Source organism: Bacillus sp. VT 712 (genome assembly GCF_001614195.1).
Taxonomy (GTDB): domain Bacteria; phylum Bacillota; class Bacilli; order Bacillales; family Bacillaceae_H; genus Priestia; species Priestia flexa.
In genome coordinates this window covers 1-23390 of record NZ_LWBK01000024.1, presented here as the reverse complement: position 1 = coordinate 23390, position 23390 = coordinate 1, and the positions used below count along the sequence as shown (strand labels likewise).

Below are 23390 nucleotides of genomic sequence, written 5' to 3'. Positions count from 1 at the left end.
AACACTCGCTAGTCCTGCAGGAGTCTCGCATCCTCGGTTTCAATCATGGGCTATCTGGAATAGAAGGGAAAACAATTACTTCTATGTATTGTTTGAGTGTGGAAGAGGGGAGAACGCACGCAACGAGTCGTGATTTTCACTCCGGATTGCTCGCTTTCCGCAGGGCTCGGCCTGAGCTTCCTCGTAAACTGCGGGATCTCAGAACACTCGCTAGTCCTGCAGGAGTCTCGCATCCTCGGTTTCAATCATGGGCTTTTTGAATAGAAGGGAAAACAATTACTTCTATGTATTGTTTGAGTGTGGAAGAGGGGAGAACGCACGCAACGGGTCATGATTTTCACTCCGGCTTGCTCGCTTTCCATGGGACTCGCGTTAAGCTAACCTCGTATGGGTCTCACACCTTTTCGCTCTTTGTTTTTGAAAGAGGAAAGAGGGTGCACAATATTCCATACTTGCCTTTTTAACTAGAGGTTTGACTACATCTTATTAAAAGAAGCAAAGCCCACACAAAAAGTTTGTTACAATAACGGCAGAGTATATTTGTGTGCAGTGGAGAGAACAAGAAAGGGTTTTAGAAAACGTTTTCTTTGCTGTGGTTATAGCGTATTGTAGAGATAAGGAGGAACACAACATGGTTTTAGATGAACGAAGCGCAGCGCTGTTGCAGAACTTGCAGCAGGTAAAAAGCTTAACGATGGCAGGAGCGTTCTGTAACGGTTTAATCATCAGCTTCATTCCAGCTCTTCTATTAGTATTTATGGGAGACGTTGGATTTGAAGGAACAACCTTTGGTGACTCTGACTTTGGTGTCGTTGGAATCCTGATTTTAATGATTATGAAACTATTGGGATTATCTTAACTAAAAAAAGAGGCTGGGACATAAGTAGTTCAGTCCTTACTATACCTGAACGATTAAGAGTTTCTCACTTTTAATCGTTCAGGTTTTTTGTTGATTGTGAAAACAATGTTGGAAACAGGGTGGAATGGAGCGTAGGACACTCGACTCCTGCGGGAAAGAGAGGGAAAACTGAGATCCCGCAGCGCAGCGAGGAAGCTCAGGTTCCTCCCCGCGGAAAGCGAGTGGCCGTAGCGCAATGGAACGAACGTGTTGAGACAAACTAAAGAGATGGAAACAGCTAGTGTTCGTCTTTTAGAAGCCATCATTTTGTTATGTCCCAAACTCTTTTTTTTATTATTTTTAGAAATGGAATACCTTTATATGCTGGTTTGGGAATATGAAGTGTCTTCTTTTAAGATTAAAAAGTTGTTGACCTGGATGTGATTGTTAAAAATAGAAAATTAATGGTTAAAAGTTAGAGAAACCTACCGATATAAAGAACTGTGGATAAATGATGGGTATTTTTTTATGATTCTTTTTACTTATTTTATATTTAAAAAAGGAGGTTATGCGTATGGCATTTTGTAAAGAATGCGGAACAAACCAACAAGAAGGAGCACAGTTTTGTCAAAACTGTGGAGAACCGTTTGAGCAACAGTTAGCTCAGCCCACAGAGCAAACGGTAACCACAAATTCACGACATACACAAAAGTCACCAATGACGAAAAAGAAAAAGGCGTTAATTATCTCAGTTAGTGCTGCTATCGTAGTATTATTCGGTGGGTATCAGTACGGAAAAGCAGCCACTGATAAAGATAAAATAATTGATCGCTTTGAAACGGCTCTTATTGAACAAGATGAAAAAGAGGTTGCTAGTTTTCTAACATCTACAGATCCAAGTTTGAAGATTGGAGAAAAGGATGTCAAAGGCTTTGTAAGCTACTTTAAGAAAAACCCTGATGAACGAAAAGACGTTATTAAGTTTTTAAAGAGACAGTCAGCATCAATGGATGGCTCAGCTGTGAGCGTATTAGGTAATGAGCTAGAAGATAGTCCTATTAGGCTAAATAAAGGTGGTAAAACAGCTCTTATCTTTGATAAGTATTCAGTTCAAGTGGACCCTGTATATGTCGACATTAGCACTAATTACAAAAATACGGAATTGTACATAAATGGTAAAAAGATTGATACGGCAACATCGGATGATTTTAAAGACACATACGGTCCTTATTTGCCTGGTACTTATAAAATTGAAGGTAAATTAAAAGCTGATTTTGTGGACTTAGTAGCTAAAGAAAACGTAGAGCTTACTAATACAGTGGATACAGAAAACGTTAACCTTTCATTAGACGGCTCGGATGTTACGGTGTATACCGGAATTGAAGATGCAGAGATTTCGTCTAACGTATTGATTGATGGAAAAGACGTTGGCGTAGATTTAGCAAAAAAAGATACGTTTGGTCCAGTGCTAACAGAAGGTTCTATGAAGCTACAAGTAAAAGCTAAGCTTCCTTGGGGAGAAGCTACGACTGCTAATCACGCAATTGATGGGTCAGAAGTGTACGTGAACTTTGGCACCGATAAAAAAACACAAGATGCGCTGATTGATACGATTGTGAGTTCAACAAAAGGGTGGTTAAGTGCATACACGGCTCAAGACCCAAGTAAAGCTGTAAATGTAACCGCAAATCACTTAGCAGATTTAAAAGAAAACATTAGCTATGATCAAGATATTAGTCGTCTGTATAAAAACAAGTATATTGGCACGACGTTTAATTTAGATGATATGGATATTCGATATGAAGATGGAGACTGGACGGCTACCGTATATGGGCTTCAAGAATACGAAGAGGCTTATTACTACCAAGGTAACATTCCAGAAATGAGCAAGCAAAATACCTTTATGGAATACACGCTAATTTATGATGAAAAACAAGAAAAGTGGTTAGTTCATAACGCTTCTAGCACATACGGTGAGTTATCGAAAAAAGTGAAAGAAGTCATGGAAGATAAGCCAAAAACGTATCAAACAAGCGCTAGCTCATCATCAAAGAAAGATAGTGAAACAAGCGAAGAAGTAGAGACAGCAGAGACTGTGAATGAAAGTTCGGAAGACGAAAGTGAAGAAGGGCAAGCAAACTATTCATCTGACGAAATTGGTTCGTTTATGGCCAACTATATGGACGCAACAATTTCTTCTATTAATAACGAAGATTTCTCTATCGCATCACCTTATATTGACCCCAATGGTCCAAAGTATAAAGAACAAAAAGATTACACAGCGTATCTAAATGAAAAAGGAATTACGGAAGAGCTACATACGTTTGATGTGAAAAACGTAAAAGATCTAGGAGACGGTCTATACGAAGTCTCTACATATGAAGAGTATACAATTTCATATGCTGATGGAACTAGTAAACAAGCAAACTTCAATACGGTTCATCAAGTAAAAGATAGTGACGGAGAACTAGGTGTTTACAAGCTTGTTAAAACGACTGAAACAAATTAAAAGTAGCATAACATCTAGAGGGAGGATTTTATAAATGCAATGTTTAAACTGTGGTCATCACAACGATGGCGGAAAATTTTGCGTAAAGTGTGGAAAAAAATTAGAAGCAGTGGCTGCTCAGCAAGCAGCAGCAAGAGTAGAGGCTGTGCCAACTCAGCAGCCAGCTCAACAACAACCAATACCGAACTATTCACAACAACAAGTGCCACAACAACCGAATCAACATGTAGAAAACGCAAAGAAAATTTCAAAGCTGTACATCGGTTACTTTATGCAAGGCTTAAAAAACCCAACTGCAACGGCTGAAGGAGTACGTGGAGAACAGTTTATTAATGGTCTTATTACAATGATTCTTTTTGCTATCAGCATACCGCTAATGATTTATCTTGGAATTGGTTCCATCTTAGATAAAGTGCTTAATAAATTTTCAGTTCTACTATTGCCTTTGCTAGGCTCAGATTTTATAGATCTAAGAGAAGATTTGAAGAATGTAGTTAAGTTGGATTTCACGGATATTGTTATTATTAATGGACTTATTTCTATGTTATGTATTGGTGCAATTGCTCTTGTAACTTTTGGAGCTGTTAAGCTAGCAAAGGTTAATGTTTCTATTCAAGATGTCTTTGCACGTTTTGGTGCATTTTTAATTGCCCCAACAGCGGTGATGCTTGTGGGTGTAGTATTCGCTTTATTAAAGATTTCACTATTTTCATATATCTTAGGTTTTGGAATCCTAGGATTATTTCTAACAGTAGCATTTACAATTTTAAGCTTTAAGCACAGTGACTCAAATGGCTTAGATAGTGTCTATGGTACGCTACTTACTTATATCGTTATGGCAATTTTACTTGTACTTTTTGGACGACACTTAATTGAAGCCGTTGTTTCTAGTCTGGGTTCTAATGTGCAGGATACGTTTGGTGACTGGTAACACATTAGAGTAAATCGTAGAAAAAGCATCGTGACTAGACGGTGCTTTTTCATGTGAAGGAGAATAAAAGATGAGTTATTGTAATAATTGCGGTTATAAAATGAATGAAGAACAAACGTTTTGTCCCGAATGCGGAGAAGTTGTGAATCCTTCCAAAACAGCTACTACTGAAAGTGCACCCCCTGTTCAGAAGAAAGTAATGGGATTAAAAGCAAAAGTTATCACAGCTACTGTTGTGGCTTTAGGTGCGATAGCATTTGGAGCTTACTATATGGTTAATAAAACAATGACATCTCCAAGTGCCGTAGTCGATAACTTTATAGAAGCTGTGCAGAAGCAAGATGTAAAAACCGTGAAAAAAATTGTCAATGAAGGTCAGATTGAGCTAAAAGCAAATGAAAAACAAGTTCAGCAGTTTCTTACCTATGTAAAAGACAATCCTCAAGTACTTGCATCCATGTCAGATGAGTTAAAAGAAGAAGTAAGCCTTTATGAAACGCAAGGAAACACGGTTCAAACAGACGAAGTAAACTCATCATATGCTCAGCTAAAACTAGACGGCAAGAAGTGGGTCTTATTCGATTATTACACGATTCGTGTTCAGCCTGCTTATGCGGAAGTCACGTCTAACTTGGAAAAAGCAGAAGTTTACATTGACAATCAAAAAGTAGGTACCATTAAAGATGCAGATGAATCCCAAACAGTTGGACCATTTTTACCTGGAGAACACGAAATGAAATTGTCTACAAAAGGTGATTATGGAACCGTTGAAATGAAACAAACGATTGAGTCAACGGATAGCGATGAAGCAATAAGTGCTGACTTTGATTGGGGAGATCATTACGTTTCGTTATACTCTGATTACTTTGATGGAACTGTATTCGTAAACGGTAAGAGTACAGGTAAAACGGTTGAAGAGCTTGAATACATTGGTCCGGTTAATTTAGATGGATCAGTGGAAGTACATGCAGAACGAAAATTTGGTTCGAAAACGAAGAAAACACCAGCTATTACTCTTGAAGGTGACATTGTGGAAGCAGAACTTTATTTTAGCATGAGTGATGATTTCGACGACGTAAGTACGGAAGTTGATGCCTCTGACTCTATCGACGAAGAGACAGGTATTGAAGATGCCGTTCGTTCTCACTACAATTATATTACATCGGATAGCTTTGCATCAGCACATGACCTGTTCTCATCAAGCCGAAAGTCAAAAGTAGATTTAAGCGACTGGAAAAAAGGGCTACAAGCAAATATCTCGGATAATGTAACGAACATTGAAGTTCTTGATGTAGATGGAAATGAAGCGAGAGCTTACGTTGAAATGACATCTTATGATGATAATAATGACGGAACACACCTTGTACAAGAGTGGGAAGGGTATTGGAGCCTTGTGAAGGAAGACGGAGAATGGAAGTTAGATAGCGCTGATCTTGAAAAGGTAGATTCGAGGGTAGAGTAATAATGAAAAAAAAGTACACAGCATTTTTTCTACTTATACTTATTATCGCTGCAGGTGTATTTCTAGCCTTCAGCTTTTCCAATGAAAAAGCTAAACCAGTAGTACAAAATGAAATAGATCATAAAATAAAGAAAGCAAGTTCAGAAGCTATTTCTAAAGAAACATTTAATGAACAAAGTGAAATTGAACAACTTGTAGCTGATATGACCATAGACGAAAAGATTGGTCAGATGATGGTCGTTGGGTTCCAAAGCAGTGAATTGGATGAGCATGCGAAAAAAATGATTGAAGATTACCATGTTGGAGGGATTATTTTATTTGACCGCAACATGGACAATCCAAAGCAGGTTGCTACGCTCAACCAAGATCTACAGAAACTTGCTCTAGAGCAAGAGCATCAAATTCCGCTAATTATTAGTGTGGACCAAGAAGGTGGTCAAATTGTGCGCATGAAGGAAAAAGTATCTCCTATTCCTTCGCAGCAAGAGCTTGGCAAGCAAAGTGACGAAAATAAAGTATATGAATCTGCTTATCATAACGCACAAGAACTCAACGCAATGGGGTTCAACGTGAATTTCGCCCCAGTCTTAGATTTGTCTGAAACCGATACAAGATCTTTTGGTACAGATCCACAAAAAGCAGCGGTATTTAGCAAACAAGTGATAAAAGGATTTCATGATGGAAATATAACAGGAGCACTTAAGCATTTTCCAGGCCATGGACGAACGACAGTTGACCCGCATGTGGAAACTTCAGCTGTAAAAGTCAGTTCTGAAGAGCTTGAAAACCAGGACATCTATCCATTTGCAAATATGATTGATACCGTGGATTATAATCAATTCTTTGTGATGGTTACCCATGTAAAGTACCCAGCTTATGATAAAGAAAACCCAGCGAGCGTTTCACCCATTATTATTAATGATTTGCTAAGGGAGAAGCTTGGCTATCAAGGACTTGTTGTGACCGATGATTTAGAAATGGGCGCTGTAAACAAATACTTTACGTATGGAGATTTAGGTGCAAAAGCCGTCGGAGCAGGCGTAGATTTACTGCTTGTGTGTCATACGTTTGAAAATCAAGAAAAAGTGTTTCGAGGAATCAAAAATGCAGTTGAGGCTGGTCAAATTTCCGAGGAGCGATTAGATGAAGCAGTTAAGCGAATTTTGAGTTATAAACAACAGGCAATGAATCGAGAAATCGCAAACCCACAAAAAGCAGAGCAGCTTGTTGGGAAGTAACCAAAGAAGAAGTCAGGCCAAATTCGGCCTGACTTCATTTTTTTCTCACAACTTTATGCTATATATGTAAGTACAAAAGAGAGAAAGGGAGAAGGGGTAGGGAAGAAAAAGTGAAGGCTAGTGAAGATTCGAAGAAGTCGATGTATAAAACAATTTGGCGGTAGCATTTTTATGCGGGGATTTTGATTGCGCCGTTTCTTGTTGTGTTAGCGATTACGGGCGGCATTTATTTGTTTAAACCGCAAATTGAACAGTCCTTATACGATGAATATTATACGGTAGAAGCACAGGGTGAGAAGGTGACAGCAGCGCAACAAACGATTCGAGAAGGAAACGTATGGCGAGGTGAAGTCGCGAATCGAAATAAAAATGGTCAAATTTACTGGGGATATAAAACCGTGGTTCCATTGAAAAACATTGAAGGTGACATTGTGGAGTATATTTCTGTGCATACGGATATTACTGAGCGTAAGCGTATGGAAAAACAGCTTGAGTTTGAAGCGTTCCACGATGGACTAACGAGGCTTCCGAACCGTGAAATGCTTTACCAAAACTTAAACAACTTGATAGAAAAAGGAACATCAGGGCTTGTGTTGCTTTTTTTTAGGCTAATGCTGTCGAATGAGATGAACGTGTCAAGTTTTATATCTTTATAGGAACTTTTGTAGAAAGCATTTCCCTTTTCTGTTAAAACCTTCATAATGAATTTAAACAACTAAATAAACGGAAAAAACGGTGAAGGGAGAAAGGAAGATGAAGGAAAAGAATGAGTTAACGTTAGAGGATTTTATTACAGAGGATCAATTTGATTTAGAGATATATTTAGACTATCTTTTAAAGCAGTCGCGCTATCAGCCACCGGTTGAATCAGTAGGTTGAAAGGGACAGGTTATTAAAAAAGCAGATGAGTAGTAAAGAAAATGGTGAAAAATAGTTATCTACGTCATCATTAGTCTGAATATTTAAAATAAAAGTAGTTTGGTAAAAGAGGCGTTCATTATGACAACTACGTATATCGTTATCTCAGCAGTGAAACAGGAGGGAACGTCTGCCTAAACGTGTGCGTTCCCTTATTATGAAAGGGGAACAAATGGATGAATTCGGCTATCACCCAAACAATGAAAGAGCACACGAGCTCTACGCATCGCTTGGGTTTACGGATGAAGGAAACCGCTTTGGAAGAGAGATGGCGGTTGTAAAATATATGGAAAGTTAGGAATTAAAAGAGGAGTTGGGTACCCGCCCAGCTCCTTTGCTATTGTTACACATAAATTGAATCAGAAGATTAAACATAAGAAAAAGAGTTTGGGATATAACAAAATGATGGCTTCTAAAAGACGAACACTAGCTGTTCCCATCTCTTTGTTTTGTCTCAACACATTCGTTCCATTGCGCTACGGCCACTCGCTTTCCGCGGGGAGGAACCTGAGCTTCCTCGCTGCGCTTTGGGATCTCCGTTTTCCCTCTCTTTCCCGCAGGAGTCGAGTGTCCTCCGCTCCATTCCATCCTGTTTCCAACATTGTTTTCACAATCAACAAAAAACCTGAACGATTAAAAGTGAGAAACTCTTAATCGTTCAGGTATAGTAGAGGCTGAACTACTTATGTCTCAGTCTCTTTCTACAGCATAATCGCCGCTAATATAATGAGTCCAAGCGTAACGGCGTTAATACTCATTTTAAATTTGTCGCCTTTTTTAATAGCTAAGAACAGTTCAAATGCGATAATAATTGCCAGGATGACTAGCGCAATCCATAGCGGTAAGTTAAAGAAATAAACGCTTAAAATAATGACGGCGTAAATAATGCTTAAAAACATGCTTTTCTTTGCTTCAGTCATAAGAAAGCTCCTTAGTGGTTATGTATAATAGATATTCCTATTAAAAAATTTACCACCTTTAGAGGGATTATTCAAATTTCTAGAAGAATGTTTAGCTTTCTCCGATGCGCTTTGCCCCGTAATATTTAGGTGCCCAATAGCTATCTGCCTTCATATTTGTCACCGTTACGCCTTTTGATGGTGTGACGTGAACAACATAGTCATTGCCGATATAAATAGCCGGGTTTAAAGTAGAGGCTTTAAAAAACACGATGTCACCAGGTTGAAGATTATTTTTCTCAACCGATGTACCGACGTTCCACTGGCTTGATCCGTAGCGAGGTAAGTCAACGTTTAAAGCTTCTTTATATACATACTGTACAAATCCACCTGTATCAAAGCCATCAGGAGTTGTCCCACCGCTTAGATAAGGCACTTCTCCGATATATTTCGTAGCGGTGGATACAACGGGGCCTTCTTTCGGTAAAGATAACCCTTCAAAGCGTCGGACTCCCGCAAACTTAGACGTCCAATAGCTGTTTGACACGTAGTCAATCGCGACGTTTTCACTGCGTTTAGCGTGAATAAATTGACCTCCTCCAATGTAAATTCCAACGTGTGAGATACCTTCCCGGTACGTATCTTGGAAGAAAATCACGTCTCCAACCTGCATATCTTCTTTTGCAATTTCAGTTCCTACTTTCCACTGCTGGTCAGTTGAGCGTGGAAGATAAATATCTTTAGCTTGCTCAAATACATACTGAACAAAACTTGAGCAATCAACGCCTTCTTCAATTGAATCACTGCCAAATACGTAAGGTGTGCCAATGAGTTTAAGTGCCTCTGCAACTAACGGATCTTCTTTTGCGATTTCAGGTGAAGACGTAATACGTTTTGCGGTCACAAATTTAGGTGACCAAAACGAGCTGTTTGCAAAATTTTGTTGAATTACTTTTCCTTTAGAAGGGGAAGGGTAAATCATATCGCCATTGCCTACATAAATTCCTACGCTTGTCACGCTTCCATCTTCTTTTGAGCTAAAGAATACTAAATCACCAGGTGCAATTTCTTCACGAGAAATGGTTTCACCAAGCTGTGATTGCTCTATTAATGTACGTGGAAGTTTAACGTTAATGGCTTGCTTCCAAACATACTGTACGAGGCCTGAACTATCAAACCCTTCTTCAAGGGATTCTCCCCCTGTTGTGTGAGGGGCACCCAGCATTTCTTTCGCTTTTTGCGTAAGTAGTGCCGATGCTGTTTCAGTTGCCTCTACGTGCTCTGGTGATGATGAAAGTGAAGAAAACGGCGTAGCTAAAAGGCCAACGCTAAGTGTTGCAATTAGTAACGGTTTGTATGGTTTCATTTTGACTATCTCCTTATCGTTCTAAATATCTATATTTCTTATCGGAAGAGAGTTTAAAAGGATAATAAACTTATCTAATTCTGTGTATAAAATGAGATAAAAGAACTGGTTACCTGAAAAATAAAAAGAAGGTGGGACATAACAAAACAAATTTCCAAAAAGACGAACACGCCCTTTTCTCACTTCTTTACGTTGGCAGAACACGTTCGTTCCATTGCGCTACGGCGACTCGTTTTCCTTCTATTTCCCGCAGGAGTCGAGTGTCCTACGCTCCTGTTTCCAAACTAGTTTTTCCCAATCAACAAAAAACCTGAACGATTAAAAGTCAGGAACTCTCAACCGTTCAGGTTTACGATTGGCTGGGTTATTTATGTCCCAGCCCTTTTTTGCTAGACTTTGAATCGTTGGATTGATTCTTGAAGTTCTTGTGCAAGGCTTGCTAGAGCGGTAGAAGAAGCTGTAATTTCTTCCATTGAAGCGAGCTGCTCTTCGGTTGCTGCAGCTGCATTTTGTGTACTGCTTGCAGCTTCTTCAGCGATACCGTTTACTTCGAATATAGCTTGTGTCACCTGGGCAGTACCAATCGATAGTTGTTCTACCGTTGCTGTCACTTCTTTAATTTGAGCTGCTAAGCTGGTTACGGTCTTGTTAATCGTTGCAAACGATGAACCGGCTTTTGTTGTCACGTCCATACCTTCTTTTACTTCTGCCAAAGCGGAGTCAATGGACTCTGTAGTTTGCTGAGTTTCACGCTGGATAAGCGTAATAAGCGATGAAATTTGCTCAGCCGACTGAGCAGATTGTTCTGCTAACTTACGCACTTCAGCAGCAACAACTGCAAACCCTTTCCCATGCTCACCAGCACGAGCAGCTTCAATTGCTGCATTTAGCGCCAGGAGATTTGTCTGGCCCGCAATATTTGTAATCACTTCGTTAATACGCTCAATTTCGTTTGAGCGCTCGGCTAAGCTTTGAAACACGGTTGATAAGCCAATGACCGTATCGTTAATAGAGTTCATTTGTGTATTAACCGTTTGAATGGCTGTGCTACCTTCTGCAGATAAATGAGATGCTTCTTTAGCTGTTGTAGCTGCTTTGTCGATATGGTCATATACAACGCTTGAGGACATTGCCATATTCTCAATAACTGCCATTGACTTTTCAACAGAGCCGGCTTGTTGCGTTGCACCATCAGCTAATTCTTGCATCACGCTTGAAATATGCTGACTTGCCGCCGTGCTTTGCTGAGCGCTGGCGCTAAGCTGCTGTGAAGAGGCTGCGACCTGCTCAGACGTCATATTGGTAGTTTGAATGACGCGTCGAGTATTCTGAATTAAATCTGTGAACGCATTTGTCAAAACTCCAATTTCATCCTTTGATTTGTAAGTGCTTTTGACAGTGAAATCACCGTCAGCTGCTTGTAAGGCTAACGTGCGCAGTTCTCGAATTGGTTGTGCAATTAAGCGACCAATAAAGGTGCCAATAGTTATTAATAAAAGAAGCGCCACACCTGCTACAATCATTGTTAAATTTGTTGCTTCTTTAGCATCTTGTTGGTTTTGTTTATAGATAACTTCGGCTTGCTGTGTATTTAATTCTTGAAGCGTTGCCAAATAGCGATTCGCAAAACTACGAACAGGGGCGACTTCACTTGTATATAACTCATATGCTTCGTCCTTTTTATTTGCGGTTGCTAACTCAATTGTCTGATTGCGTAAGTCTCGCAATTCATCAAGCTTATCTTCATAGGATGCCAGTGCTTTTTCTTGCTCTGGTAACATCTTAATTTTTTTGAGTTTTTCTAAGTTTTTGTCCTGTGTACGAAGGATACTAGTAATATGAGTGTTCAGCTCTCCGTTACGTCGTGGTTCCTTTGTAATCATCATTTCTAAAACAAACGTATCTAGCGCGCGGTTGTTGGTCTGAATCTGTTGAATAAGGCTGTTTGGAATTAATTGTTCCGTATACATAATCTCAGATCCACGAGCAGTGAAGTGGGTGGATAGGTAGCCAATCGTTCCAACAATGATGAGAGAAATAGAGGCTATGGTAAGTAAAATGAAAAATTTCAATGAAAGCTTTAAATTACGAAGAATATTCATCCGTTTTCTCCTTTGAAAATAAAATTAAATGCATATTGTAGCTACTACATATATCGGACTATTTGCCTAAAAATTTAGAGTCATAAAAAAATGTCTGGATAAATAAAAAAGCCATCCGCAAAAGCGGGTGGCCATTATGCTTTGAAATGTCGAATGGACTCCTGGAGTTCTTCAGCCAACTCTGCAAGAGAGTTAGCTGAAGCTGTAATCTCTTCCATTGAAGCGAGCTGTTTTTGCGTGGCAGCGGATGCATTTTGCGAGCTGCCAGCCGCTTGTTCGGATACGGCTTTCACTTGGGTGATGGAATTTGTTACTGCGGTAGTTCCGTTTGATACTTCCTCGATGGTTGCCGTTACTTCTTGAATTTGAGCCGCTAAGCCCATAATTGCATCATTAATCGTGGCAAACGATGTGCCTGCTTCAATCGCGATACTCATTCAGTATATTTACTATATCGGTAGAGAAAGAGAAGTGTTTAAAAGGTGGTTGAAAAATGTCGCATTCTTTGCGAATCGACTATATGCGAAGTGAAGATGGAGGGGAAATATATTTTTCCTTTTCATAGATTATAGACTGGGTTCTAAAGTTAAATAGAAGTAACATACAGTAGCAAATAAGGAACAAACATAGAAAAGAGTAAAGTCCCTTACCTGTGTAAAGGTAGGGGACTAGCTTCCTGAATTTATTGTTTGTTTGCATAATAACCTAAAATGACGTTTCGATAATGATGGAGGCTAGGATAATCGTCAAAGTTTGAAAGCATTCCTTGAATAACAGGAATTCGCGGCTTTTCTTTCATTATTTCTTCCTTAATCACTTGAAGCGTTATGAATAGCTCTTCTTCGTCTAGCTTTTGAATTTCTTCTTCTAAGTTTGCTACAATTTTTTCAAGGTTTGTTTCATTATCAAAAAGGAAGCGAGATAATAGTTCGTTTGCTTTGTCATTCGTGAGTAGGGGAGTATCGTTATGAATATCCTTTACGATGCTGTCCATTCTGCTCAAAATGAAATTTGCAAGTTTTGTTAGATCTATGTCTTCATTTGACAGCAAGATGACGCGCATATATGAATGAATCATTCCGTCAATTAGAAACGTTAAGTCCCACGAATACTTTTCTACGTCTGGACCATAGATAGCTAACATGCTTTGACGATAATAGCGGTGCGCTTCCATTTGTTTTTCAAACAGTAGCTTCTTAACCGTTTCATTTCGTGGAATAGCTTGTTCTTTGGCAAGCATAATGAAAAATTCGCGGTGGTTAATAAAGTGTGAAAACCATGCGGCCTGCTGGTGAATAAACTTTTCCCGAGGGCTCTGATTGGTCGCTGTTTGTTTATCGAATGCTTCGCTAATTATGGCAAATTGATGCTGCAAGATCGCTAATAATAAATCATCTTTGGATTTAAAATGTAAATAAAACGACCCTTTTGAAATGCCGCTTTCCGTTGCAATCTCTTGAACCGAGGTTGCCGAAAACCCCTTGTTTGCAAATAGCTTCATTCCAGCTTCAATAATTTGTGTATTCTTCTCAGTCATGAAAGAACCCTCCTTAAACAATTAGTTTCCCCGTATTTTAAGAGACCAAAACCTCTTAATTCGTTATGGTATCTTTTCGTTCCTTATCAAAATAGTTGACAGATAATCACTAGGACAATTATAGTTGATTTTGTGCTGACTGACCAGTCAGTTTAAAATTATACCGAATGCATGACACTTAAGCAAAAAGGAAGGTGCTAGTTATTGAAGGGGTTAGTTAATTTCGTTTTAAAGAATAAGTTAGCCGTATGGTTATTAACGATTATTGTCACCGTATCGGGTATTTATGCTGGAACAAGAATGAAAATGGAAAGCATACCTGATATTTCTGTTCCGTACCTAATCGTGATGGACGTGTATCCAGGAGCGACGGCAGAACAGGTTATGGAAGACATATCAAGACCAATGGAACAAAATATCGAAGGCTTAGAAGATGTGAAGGCTGTTTACTCAAACTCATCTGCCAACGTATCTCAGGTTCAAATCGAATATGAGTACGGTGTGGATATGGATGAGAAAAAGCGTGAGCTAGAAGCGGCGCTTGATAACGTCACGCTGCCGGAAGACGCGGAAGAGCCATCGGTTATGGCAATCAGCATGAACATGATGCCAGTTGTTGCGTTATCCATCAGCAGCGATAAGGAAGACATTGTTGAGTTATCTTCAACAGTACAAGACACGGTTCTTCCTAAAATTGAAAACATCGACGGCGTAGCAGGCGCAACGCTCACAGGTCAACATATTGAAGAGGTAAACCTTGTCTACAATCAAGACAAAATGAAAGAGCTTGGCTTAACAGAAGACAAAGTCAAAGAAATGGTTCAAGCAAGCGATATGTCACTATCACTCGGCTTAAAAGAATTTGAAACAGGGAAAGAAGCTGTTTCACTCGATGGTGATATCACAACGATTGAAGACTTAAAAGACGTGTTAATTCCAGTTACACCAACTGCTCAAAACCAAAGTCCGTTTGTGAAGCTAGGAGATATTGCAACAATTGAAACGGTTGGTAAAGTGCCATCTATTTCGCGCACAAATGGAAAAGATGCGATTTCAATTCAAATTACGAAAACGCAGGAAGCAAATACCGTAGAAGTTGTTAATGCGGTGAAAGATTTAATTAAAGATCAAGAAAAAGAGATTGATGGCTTAGCAATCGACGTAACGCTAGACCAAGGTGAACCGATTGAAGAATCCGTATTTACGATGGTAGAAAAAGCGCTATTCGGTGGTTTATTCGCCGTTATCATCATCTTGTTGTTCTTGCGCAGCATTAAATCTACCATTATCTCAATCATTTCAATTCCAGTTTCCATTTTCATGGCACTACTGCTACTAAACTGGCTTGATATTACGCTAAACATTATGACGCTAGGGGCTATCACAGTAGCCATTGGTCGTGTTATTGACGACTCGATTGTCGTAGTGGAAAACATTTACCGACGCATGAACTTGTCCGACGAAAAACTTCGTGGCCGCGCGTTAATTCGTGAAGCAACGATTGAAATGTTTAAACCAATTCTTTCGTCTACGCTCGTAACGGTTGCTGTATTCGCGCCGCTCATGTTTGTTGGCGGTATGGTTGGTGAATTATTCAGACCGTTTGCTTTAACAATGGCATTCGCGTTAGGAGCATCACTACTCGTTGCGATTACGATTGTACCAGCGCTTTCTCACTTCTTATTCCGTAAAAACTTATCGGGTGAAAAAGAAGTAAAAGCGCATAAAGAAGGTGGAAAACTAGCAAACTGGTATAAAGGTTTCCTAGGAAAAGTCTTAAACCATAAAATTATTGCATCTTTAATCGCAGTTGTATTACTTGTAGGGTCACTTGCTTTAACACCGCTCATTGGCTTTAGCTTCATGGGTTCAGAAGAAGAAAAAGTTGTGTACTTAACGTATACGCCAGCGGCTGGTGAGTTGAAAGAAGAAACGCTCAAAAATGTTGAAAAAGTTGAAGAGCATTTCATGAAGCGTGATGACTTAGAAACAATTCAGTTCTCAATCAATGACGAAACAAGCACAGACGCATCAGCAGTCATGATGGGTGGCGGAAGCGGAGCGTTGATGTACTTATTCTTTGACGAAGATGTGAAGAACTTTGCTGACGTAAAAGAAGAAGTCATTGACTACGCAACAAACCTTGACCAGTCAGGTGAATGGAAGTCACAGGATTTTGGCATGGGCGGCATGTCGTCTGATGAAGTAAGCTATACGCTATACGGCAAGAATTTAGACGACTTAAATAAAGCAGCTTCAGACGTTGAAAAAGCATTAAAAGACGTAAAAGAATTAGAAAACGTCAAATCTGATTTTGAAAATCCATACGTTGAGCACATGATGAAAATAAATCAACAAGAGCTTCTACAATATGGGTTAACAACAGCACAAATTGCAGGAGCGCTATCTGCACAAAATAGTGGTGACGTGCTGACTACCGTTGAAAAAGACGGAGAAGAAGTCAACGTTACAGTTCAAAGCGATGCAAAAAAAGAGCCAAAATCAATGGATGAATTGTTAGAAACACAGGTTCCAACGGCTCAAGGAACAGCAATGCCTTTATCTGAAATTGTAGAGGTAGAGGAAGGAACAACCTATACGACGCTTGCTCGTAACAAAGGTGAATTCTACACAACGATTTCTGGTAAAATTGTCGGCGACGACGTATCAAAAGCAACGGCTGAAGCCGATAAAAAGATTGACAACATTGACTTACCAAATGGTGTAAAAATAGACGTTGCCGGAGTGGCAGCGGATATGCAGGAATCCTTTACGCAGCTAGGCGTAGCGATGCTTGCAGCGATTCTCATCGTTTACTTTATCCTTGTGGTAACGTTCGGTGAAGGTTTAGCACCGTTTGCGATCTTATTCTCATTGCCGTTTGCAGTTATCGGTTCGTTTGTCGGACTGTGGATTGCAGGTGAAACCATTTCCGTATCCGTTATGATGGGACTTCTGATGTTAATTGGAATCGTTGTAACCAACGCCATTGTACTTGTAGACCGCATCATTGAAATGGAGCGCGCGGGAATGTCCATTCGTGACGCGATTCTTGAAGCAGGATCAACGCGACTTCGTCCAATTCTGATGACAGCAATCGCAACGATAGGCGCAATGGCTCCAATGGTGTTCGGTGCAGGCGGAGCGGGACTAATTTCAAAAGGATTAGCCATCACCGTAATCGGTGGGTTAACATCTTCAACGCTGTTAACGCTAGTCATTGTACCAATTGTCTATGAAGCATTATCGAAGCTATTGAAGAAAAATCGTCAAGTGGTAGAAGAAGACATGTAATAGAAAGCGCCCTGTTGGAAGGGGCGCTTTTTTGTTTGAACTTTAACTCAAAAACTACTATCTTTCTATTGTATTAGATTGTATAATTTTTCCTTAAGAGGAGGGTCGTTTGTTTATTCGACTATCTCTAAAGCCAACAGCAAGAAACGGAGTGCGATTAGATGGAACCAATTGAAACAAAACTTTTAAACAACCGCCGCTTAAATGATTATCCGCTGTTTAAGAAGTTTTGTGTGTTAAAAGAAAAAGGGAAAAACTATCCAGGAGTAAAAGCATACTATTACGAACAATAAAACGGCAAACAGTGAGGTTTTAGAAATATGAACAAAATTACCTTTACCAAAATGAAAGCAGACTCAGCTTTTATCCAAGCAGAAAATCCAGAGCACATCTATGTTAGCAAAGATAATGTGCTGTTTTATTTAGTGGAAAGCAACAAGGGGCCTATTCAAATTCATAACGGAAGGGGCAAGATCATTGCTGTGTTGCCTCGCCATGTGGTGCATGCAGATTATGTGTTAACGGTGCAGCAAGTAAAGCCTGATAGATGGATGCTTCTGCATTATGATGAAGAAAAAGAAACGAATGTGATTTGTGTGTTTAGCTGTGAAGGAGAAGTGATGAAAGAATTTTCAGTAGGAGAAGGAATCGCAGACTGTCAGGTAGATGATGTACACCAAATCTGGATTAGTTATTTTGATGAGGGGATATTTAGCGGATCTGAAATGAGCCGATCTGGTTTAGTAGCACTCGACATAGACGGTAACATAATTTTCGATTATGGAGATATAGTTAATGTGCATAATTTGCCGTCTATTGATGATTGCTACGGAATGAACGTGTTGGGTGATGAGATTTGGCTTTATTATTATTCGGAATTTCCTGTTGTACAATTAAAAAACAATCACTTACATAACTGGTGGCCTGATACGAACCTAGGGGATTATTTATCAGGAGGCTTTGCCGTGTGGGATAACGTACTTCTATTTGAAGCTGCAGAACAAGAGTTGATGACCTATTCGCTACAAACGAAAGAGTTTTCTTCGGCTATTGCTGTTGACGAACAAGGAAACCGACTGGACTTTTGGGACTGTTTCTATAAAGGAGCTTCTATTTATTTGCGGACGGATGAAGGGGTATATAGATTTACACCTAACGAAGCTGAATAGTGAACAAGGGGTATATTTGTTGTTCATTTTTATAATTTATAAAAAGTCAATTTAGCATATCCTTTAGATAGAATCGCTTGTAACTCCCCCATTTCAACCTTTATGAGTGAGGGAGTTTAATATGCAACAGAACAAAAACTAAGTACTTCCCTGCTTTAAGTGTAGATTTTGTTTTCTAAGAGTTCCGATTCCAAAAATAAACAATGGAAAAACCAAGCCAAAAGTAAGAGTATAAAAAAGAAGAGGAGCTAAACCGAAAAATCTCCCTTTTTCTTGCGCTTTCTAATCACGCGGAATAAGCCAATTCCACTCAGCAAAATACCAAGGGCAATCAACACGTCGTAAACTGTCTTTTCCTGCTTTTCTTGGCCAAGCTGATAGTATTCTTTATACGCTGTCACCGCTGCTTTGTTTTTCTTATAGGCAGCGGGAACATCCATTTTGGTGCCTAACTTCCAGCCGTCTTGGTACGCTTGTTTTTTGAACTGGGCTGCTTTTTTATTAGAAACAAATCCTTGTTGGTAGACTTCTAGAAGCTGAACATTCGATTCATACACTTTTGGTACTTTGTACTTTTCATTCAGAAAAGCAGCATTAAATCCTTCCATCTTCACATCTGCTAAGCGCTTCTTTTCACCTTTATTGTAACCTTTTGTAAATGCTTCGGTGCCGGCAGGCGTAAGACCATCGGGAACAACGAGTGGCTCCATGCTGTATCCAAGCTTATAGCCATCTTTTTCATACTGTACGTTTTTAGCCGCTTCTTTTTCGTTCATTGCTTTTTGAAAGCCTTCTTCAAATGCTTTTTGCGTCATAGGGTCTTCGGCATAAAGCTCTGGTACCGACATTGCTTCATCTTGTACGCCTTGCTGGTATCCTTCTTCTTTTGCTTTTACAGAAAGATCCATCGTTTCAATCGCTTTTTCGTAGCCAAACGTGAAGCCTTCGTTCCAGTCAGCCGACTTGCTTTTCATAGTGGGAGGGGTATAAGCGACCGTCGCGTTCTCATAGTCTTGAATTCCGATTTCGTATCCTGCTTTTTCACCAGCGCTATAATCGGTTTCTTTTTCAGTCTTTTCTTCTTCTGTCTTACTTCGCTTTCCGCTTTCAAAGCCGACCGAATAGCCTAGCATGAACCAGCTTGCAGCTTCTGAGGGATAAGCTGCAAGCTGGTTGTTTCCGTCAAAGCTTATGAATTTTTCACCGCTATAACCATCGCTTTCTCCAAGCGCATAGCCATTATCATATACGCGTTCATACAGCACGTCCAACTCCTCTTCAGGAGCGGTATTTTCATTGGGCTCCACGGCAGTAGTAGCCAGCACCTTGGTCGGTATAAACGTATTTGTGGATAATAATCCGAACATCGACAAGCTCAGTATAAGCACCTTTTTTTTCATGTCTTCACCTTTTATGTGCGTTTATAGTTTGATCGTTTTGTTTCATTCTTAAATTACAACTAACTAGAAAAAATGTGTTTAATTTCAATAAATATTACAGTAATATTACAATTGTAATGAAAAAAATAGTGTTTGTCATCAACTAAAAGATGTGAATTTTCAAACTTATATAAAAAAATAATCACCATGCTTGATAGCTTAATGGGTGAGTTTGATGTCGGAACGAAGCTCGGTGATATTCAGTTTGAAGCTTACGAAGGGCAGGAGGACGTTAAGTCAATTTTCGATTTGGTAATAAGTTGATGATATGCAGTAGAAGCTAAAAACTTTACGATATTTAAAAGTGCAGTGACGAGGGACAAAGGGGAGTCATTCAAGCTCCCCAATAAGCGAGATTTCACCTTCAGTGTATACGTCTTCATCACTAATTATTTCTTTATAGCCCGCTACCTGTAAGTCATTCGGAATACATAAGTCCCATTCTATTTTAGTGTGTATGTCAGTAAGTTAAGAAGTAAACATAAAAAAACATAAAGGGGATTACAAGATGGAAGAATTAAAAGATAGTAAACCAACCCTAGAATGGCAAGAGAGAATGGAAGAAGATGAGCTGTTCACTGTCGAGAACATTAAAGCGACTGATGAAATTCTAGACACTTATTTAAATAGTTTGAAAGAGTCTAAAGATATAGAACAAGATATCTTGCGTTACGTAAAACAAGTAGTGCTAAGTTTAAATGATCTCAATGAACAGTTCGATTATTTTATTGAAACATTAGAAAGAGAAGAGTTGAGTTTGTATCCAGGAGTTATGACACTTCCTCCCGAAGTAGCTTACGATCAATTAGAAGATGGTTTCTATATTAATCAACCGGATGCTCCACATTTTAGTTTAGGTAAGAAAAATGTGAAGAAGCAATTCCCTAAATTAATCTATATGGTCGATTTTGATTTGTATTACGATAATGAGCGCAGTAATTTAACACTTCAGTGCAATATTTATGAAAATAAGTCTGGAGACTGGATGATCAAAGTCAGTGATATTCACGTGATGTGAAAAGTGCCTACATGTTCTAATAATGTCAAAAAGGGTTTGGGACATAACAAAATGATTGCTTCTAAGAGACGAACACTAGCTGTTCCCATCTCTTTGGTTTGTCTGAACACGTTCGTTCCATTGCGCTGCGGGATCTCACGTTTTCCTCTCTTTCCCGCAGGAGTCGAGTGTCCTACGCTCCATTCCACCCTGTTTCCAATATTGTTTATCATTGGCTGAATTACTTATGTCCCAGCCTCTTTTTATTTTAAGACACCATTACTCTTCCGCAGGCAAATTGTCCAGGGATAAGATAGCGATTTGATTTTGGTTGAAACGGATAGGAAATGGTTTTTGGCATGCGTAATACTTTTCTTGCTGTTAAGAAATTATACAACCCACTTTTTATAAACGTAGTATAAAAGCTCAGCTCGATACTGATTAATCATATAATAAACGCCAGCGTAAAGAAGACCGCCAAACAGCACCATATTCACAAGCATTCCTGCTAGAAATATTTTGCCGATGTGTGCCCCCGTTTCTAAGTGATCGGTTAAATCATCGTCGGCGACTTCTAGTAACGCATGATCTAAATCGATGGGAACGAGATATTCGCCAACTACCGTGTTTAAGTAAAACATGAGCGGAAAAGCCCACATAAACAGCATTCCACCAATAAGGCCCGCCATGCTGTTGCCTCTACATAATTTGGCTAAACCTACAGAAAGGATTAGTCCAAACCCAAAGGTAGGAACAAAGTTAACAATTGAACCAAGGCTAAAACCAAGTGCAACTTTATGCGAATGATCTTTTAGTCGTAATAGTTTGATAAGAAGATATTTAAATCGACGCTTGAGGATCTTTAGTTTGCTCACATCATTCTTTCCCTTCTATGGTAACTCAGTTTCGGTTAAGACCTATATCACCATTTTACATCATGAAAATGCTGGAAGAAGCATTTTTTCGCATATTTCACTAAGATAAAGAAAAGTAGTCATTTTCAGTTCACAAAACTCATTTACAATAGTAGGGGAAGAGAGTACGATAAAACTAGTCAAAGTGGACTAAAGGAGAGGTTTTATGATTTTAGTAGTTGGAGGAGCTGGCTATATCGGTAGCCACCTTGTAAAAGAATTAGTGAAAACAAATGAAGTCGTTGTCTTAGATAACCTATCAACAGGACACCGCTGGGCGATTGATGAACGCGCGCAGTTTGTAGAAGGTAATTTAGGGAGCGAAGCGGATTTGGAGCACGTTTTTTCTACGTATCAAATTGACGCGGTGATGCACTTTGCGGCGAACAGCTTAGTAGGAGAGTCGGTTGTTGATCCTGTGAAGTACTATGAAAACAACGTTGCAGCGACGCTTACGTTATTGAAAACAATGATGAAACATAACGTGAAAAAGTTTATCTTTTCATCCACAGCGGCAACGTACGGCATTCCGTCTGTTGATATGATTACAGAGGAAACAAGCACAAGTCCAATCAACCCGTACGGTCGCTCTAAGCTGATGATTGAACACATCTTAGCGGACTACGCGCATGCGTACGATATGGAATACGTTGTACTTCGCTACTTTAATGCAGCGGGTGCGTACGAAACAGCAGAAATTGGCGAGTCCCATGACCCGGAAACGCACCTCATTCCAATTATTCTTGAGCACTTACTAGGTGAGAGAGAACACATTTCCGTGTTTGGTTCTGACTATGATACAGAAGATGGCACGTGCATTCGCGATTACATTCACGTAACCGATCTTGCCAACGCACATATCGCTGCGCTTCAGTCACTTTTAGCAAACGAAACCAAAACAGCGACGTACAATCTAGGAAACGGCCTTGGCTACTCAGTAAAAGAAGTGATCGATACGTGCGAGCGCGTAACGGGCAAAAAAGCCAACGTCGTAATGGCGGACCGCCGTGCTGGCGACCCAGCTCGACTCGTTGCGTCTTCAGAAAAAATTTACCGTGAGCTAGGCTGGAAAGCAGAGCGTTCGCTAGAAGAAATTATTGCATCTGCGTGGAAGTGGCATCAAAGTCAAGTGAAGGTAGTGAAGTAATGAAGGAAGCCGAGACACCCGGGGTCTCGGCTTTTTACTTTCCTTCATGCTTCTTTTGTTCTTGTTCATTAAGAGCTTCTTGGCGTAGGCGGTTGGCTTCTTACAAGTCAATCATTTCCTTACTGAGTTTAGGAGAAGTACTAAGCGAATCAACTTTATTTGAACCTGAATTATTCATAGCTAACTAAAATCATTTCGTTTTTCAACTTTTGATCACGATGGTTTAAATTTTCGTGAATTTCAAATGGATGAATAGGTGAAGGAGTCTGGTTGATGCTTAAAAAATGGGGATTCACCTGTTTTTGGGCAGACTGATCCCTTGGTGCGGGTTCGATTTTTTAAAAAGGTGATTTAGTTGAGGGAAAGCTGCTGTACCTGGGTCAGTACGTCCGAAAAGAAGTGCGCATAGACGAAGCTGGATGCTAATTTAAAATGCAAGTAGCGACTCGATTTCACCAGCTTACTTGCTACCTTGATTAATCTCGTGCGAATCGTTTGAATTTGAAGACCCTTCTTCGCAGGTGGAAATGTTAATGTACGTAACCAGTTCGTTAAATTGTAGGCAAGTAGACTAATCATCATACGTGCTTCATTTACTTGGAAATCATGGCTTTTCATTTGGTCGAAGCC

General features: G+C 39.6%; 18 protein-coding genes and 3 pseudogenes. 13 read left to right on the top strand and 8 right to left on the bottom strand.

Going from position 1 to position 23390, the window contains the following annotated elements; all coding sequences use genetic code 11:
• Positions 1–694: 694 nt before the first annotated feature.
• The 8 genes and pseudogenes from A2U94_RS12515 to A2U94_RS21185 all read left to right on the top strand — a co-directional run.
• A pseudogene (locus A2U94_RS12515) lies at positions 695–859 on the top strand (PTS ascorbate transporter subunit IIC); the annotation flags it as partial.
• Positions 860–1412: 553 nt separating this feature from the next.
• Positions 1413–3347 (top strand): zinc ribbon domain-containing protein YvbJ, encoded by a 1935-nt coding sequence (locus A2U94_RS12510; protein ID WP_025911779.1) that lies wholly within the window; start codon positions 1413–1415, stop codon positions 3345–3347.
• Positions 3348–3381: 34 nt separating this feature from the next.
• Positions 3382–4278 carry a DUF6574 domain-containing protein gene (locus tag A2U94_RS12505; protein WP_025911778.1) on the top strand — a complete coding sequence of 299 codons (897 nt, stop codon included), beginning with the start codon at positions 3382–3384 and terminating at the stop codon, positions 4276–4278.
• A gap of 70 nt (positions 4279–4348) precedes the next feature.
• Positions 4349–5740, top strand: coding sequence for a zinc ribbon domain-containing protein (locus A2U94_RS12500; protein ID WP_025911777.1), 1392 nt, complete (start codon positions 4349–4351; stop codon positions 5738–5740).
• A gap of 2 nt (positions 5741–5742) precedes the next feature.
• On the top strand, positions 5743–6978 hold the full coding sequence (gene nagZ, locus A2U94_RS12495; protein ID WP_152545208.1) for a beta-N-acetylhexosaminidase: 1236 nt from the start codon (positions 5743–5745) through the stop codon (positions 6976–6978).
• Positions 6979–7154: 176 nt separating this feature from the next.
• Positions 7155–7634 (top strand): annotated as a pseudogene (locus tag A2U94_RS12490) (sensor domain-containing diguanylate cyclase); the annotation flags it as partial.
• A gap of 97 nt (positions 7635–7731) precedes the next feature.
• Positions 7732–7857, top strand: coding sequence for a hypothetical protein (locus A2U94_RS22120; protein WP_257788889.1), 126 nt, complete (start codon positions 7732–7734; stop codon positions 7855–7857).
• 223 nt (positions 7858–8080) lie between these two features.
• Positions 8081–8194 (top strand): annotated as a pseudogene (locus A2U94_RS21185) (GNAT family N-acetyltransferase); the annotation flags it as partial.
• Between the two features lie 403 nt (positions 8195–8597).
• Here A2U94_RS21185 and A2U94_RS12485 read toward each other — a convergent pair.
• The 5 genes from A2U94_RS12485 to A2U94_RS12465 all read right to left on the bottom strand — a co-directional run bounded on the left by A2U94_RS12485 (position 8598) and on the right by A2U94_RS12465 (position 13800).
• Entirely contained in the window at positions 8598–8816 is a 219-nt protein-coding gene (locus tag A2U94_RS12485; protein ID WP_025911774.1) for a hypothetical protein, read from the bottom strand.
• Between the two features lie 91 nt (positions 8817–8907).
• Complete coding sequence (locus tag A2U94_RS12480) at positions 8908–10161, bottom strand: C40 family peptidase (protein ID WP_025911773.1); 1254 nt, start codon at positions 10159–10161, stop codon at positions 8908–8910.
• Between the two features lie 389 nt (positions 10162–10550).
• Positions 10551–12263: a methyl-accepting chemotaxis protein gene (locus A2U94_RS12475; protein WP_025911772.1), complete on the bottom strand. Its 1713-nt coding sequence runs from the start codon at positions 12261–12263 to the stop codon at positions 10551–10553.
• A 134-nt stretch (positions 12264–12397) separates the two neighbouring features.
• Positions 12398–12700: a hypothetical protein gene (locus tag A2U94_RS12470; RefSeq protein ID WP_025911770.1), complete on the bottom strand. Its 303-nt coding sequence runs from the start codon at positions 12698–12700 to the stop codon at positions 12398–12400.
• A gap of 245 nt (positions 12701–12945) precedes the next feature.
• Positions 12946–13800: a TetR/AcrR family transcriptional regulator gene (locus A2U94_RS12465; RefSeq protein WP_025911769.1), complete on the bottom strand. Its 855-nt coding sequence runs from the start codon at positions 13798–13800 to the stop codon at positions 12946–12948.
• Positions 13801–14004: 204 nt separating this feature from the next.
• On the opposite strand from A2U94_RS12465, the gene A2U94_RS12460 reads away from it, so the two are divergent.
• The 3 genes from A2U94_RS12460 (at position 14005) to A2U94_RS12455 (ending at position 18263) form a co-directional block, all read left to right on the top strand.
• On the top strand, positions 14005–17094 hold the full coding sequence (locus A2U94_RS12460; protein ID WP_025911768.1) for an efflux RND transporter permease subunit: 3090 nt from the start codon (positions 14005–14007) through the stop codon (positions 17092–17094).
• A 161-nt stretch (positions 17095–17255) separates the two neighbouring features.
• The gene (locus A2U94_RS22115; RefSeq protein WP_257788888.1) at positions 17256–17387 is read left to right on the top strand and encodes a hypothetical protein; all 132 of its coding nucleotides are present in this window, start codon (positions 17256–17258) and stop codon (positions 17385–17387) included.
• Between the two features lie 27 nt (positions 17388–17414).
• On the top strand, positions 17415–18263 hold the full coding sequence (locus A2U94_RS12455) for a YxiH-YxzG fusion protein (protein WP_025911766.1): 849 nt from the start codon (positions 17415–17417) through the stop codon (positions 18261–18263).
• Positions 18264–18511: 248 nt separating this feature from the next.
• On the opposite strand, the gene A2U94_RS12450 is transcribed toward A2U94_RS12455, so the two are convergent.
• On the bottom strand, positions 18512–19663 hold the full coding sequence (locus A2U94_RS12450; protein ID WP_025911764.1) for a hypothetical protein: 1152 nt from the start codon (positions 19661–19663) through the stop codon (positions 18512–18514).
• 547 nt (positions 19664–20210) lie between these two features.
• Here A2U94_RS12450 and A2U94_RS21835 point away from each other — a divergent pair.
• A complete protein-coding gene (locus A2U94_RS21835; protein WP_231882761.1) occupies positions 20211–20720 on the top strand; it encodes a DUF7668 domain-containing protein in 510 nt (169 codons plus the stop codon).
• A 368-nt stretch (positions 20721–21088) separates the two neighbouring features.
• Here A2U94_RS21835 and A2U94_RS12440 read toward each other — a convergent pair whose 3' ends face one another.
• Positions 21089–21574, bottom strand: coding sequence for a DUF2062 domain-containing protein (locus A2U94_RS12440; protein ID WP_061786669.1), 486 nt, complete (start codon positions 21572–21574; stop codon positions 21089–21091).
• Positions 21575–21779: 205 nt separating this feature from the next.
• Here A2U94_RS12440 and galE point away from each other — a divergent pair, with 205 nt between their 5' ends.
• Positions 21780–22760 (top strand): UDP-glucose 4-epimerase GalE, encoded by a 981-nt coding sequence (gene galE / locus A2U94_RS12435; RefSeq protein WP_062954580.1) that lies wholly within the window; start codon positions 21780–21782, stop codon positions 22758–22760.
• Positions 22761–23111: 351 nt separating this feature from the next.
• Here the strand turns inward: galE and A2U94_RS12430 are convergent.
• The coding region (locus tag A2U94_RS12430) for a transposase (protein WP_197473400.1) at positions 23112–23390 on the bottom strand (279 nt) is incomplete at its 5' end.

Excerpts from the sequence above, each read along its gene's own strand:
- A2U94_RS12510 (WP_025911779.1), top strand. The coding sequence starts at position 1,413 with ATGGCATTTTGTAAAGAATGCGGAACAAACCAACAAGAAGGAGCACAG.
- A2U94_RS12505 (WP_025911778.1), top strand. The coding sequence starts at position 3,382 with ATGCAATGTTTAAACTGTGGTCATCACAACGATGGCGGAAAATTTTGC.
- A2U94_RS12500 (WP_025911777.1), top strand. The coding sequence starts at position 4,349 with ATGAGTTATTGTAATAATTGCGGTTATAAAATGAATGAAGAACAAACG.
- nagZ (WP_152545208.1), top strand. The coding sequence starts at position 5,743 with ATGAAAAAAAAGTACACAGCATTTTTTCTACTTATACTTATTATCGCT.
- A2U94_RS22120 (WP_257788889.1), top strand. The coding sequence starts at position 7,732 with ATGAAGGAAAAGAATGAGTTAACGTTAGAGGATTTTATTACAGAGGAT.
- A2U94_RS12485 (WP_025911774.1), bottom strand. The coding sequence starts at position 8,816 with ATGACTGAAGCAAAGAAAAGCATGTTTTTAAGCATTATTTACGCCGTC.
- A2U94_RS12480 (WP_025911773.1), bottom strand. The coding sequence starts at position 10,161 with ATGAAACCATACAAACCGTTACTAATTGCAACACTTAGCGTTGGCCTT.
- A2U94_RS12475 (WP_025911772.1), bottom strand. The coding sequence starts at position 12,263 with ATGAATATTCTTCGTAATTTAAAGCTTTCATTGAAATTTTTCATTTTA.
- A2U94_RS12470 (WP_025911770.1), bottom strand. The coding sequence starts at position 12,700 with ATGAGTATCGCGATTGAAGCAGGCACATCGTTTGCCACGATTAATGAT.
- A2U94_RS12465 (WP_025911769.1), bottom strand. The coding sequence starts at position 13,800 with ATGACTGAGAAGAATACACAAATTATTGAAGCTGGAATGAAGCTATTT.
- A2U94_RS22115 (WP_257788888.1), top strand. The coding sequence starts at position 17,256 with ATGGAACCAATTGAAACAAAACTTTTAAACAACCGCCGCTTAAATGAT.
- A2U94_RS12455 (WP_025911766.1), top strand. The coding sequence starts at position 17,415 with ATGAACAAAATTACCTTTACCAAAATGAAAGCAGACTCAGCTTTTATC.
- A2U94_RS12450 (WP_025911764.1), bottom strand. The coding sequence starts at position 19,663 with ATGAAAAAAAAGGTGCTTATACTGAGCTTGTCGATGTTCGGATTATTA.
- A2U94_RS21835 (WP_231882761.1), top strand. The coding sequence starts at position 20,211 with ATGGAAGAATTAAAAGATAGTAAACCAACCCTAGAATGGCAAGAGAGA.
- galE (WP_062954580.1), top strand. The coding sequence starts at position 21,780 with ATGATTTTAGTAGTTGGAGGAGCTGGCTATATCGGTAGCCACCTTGTA.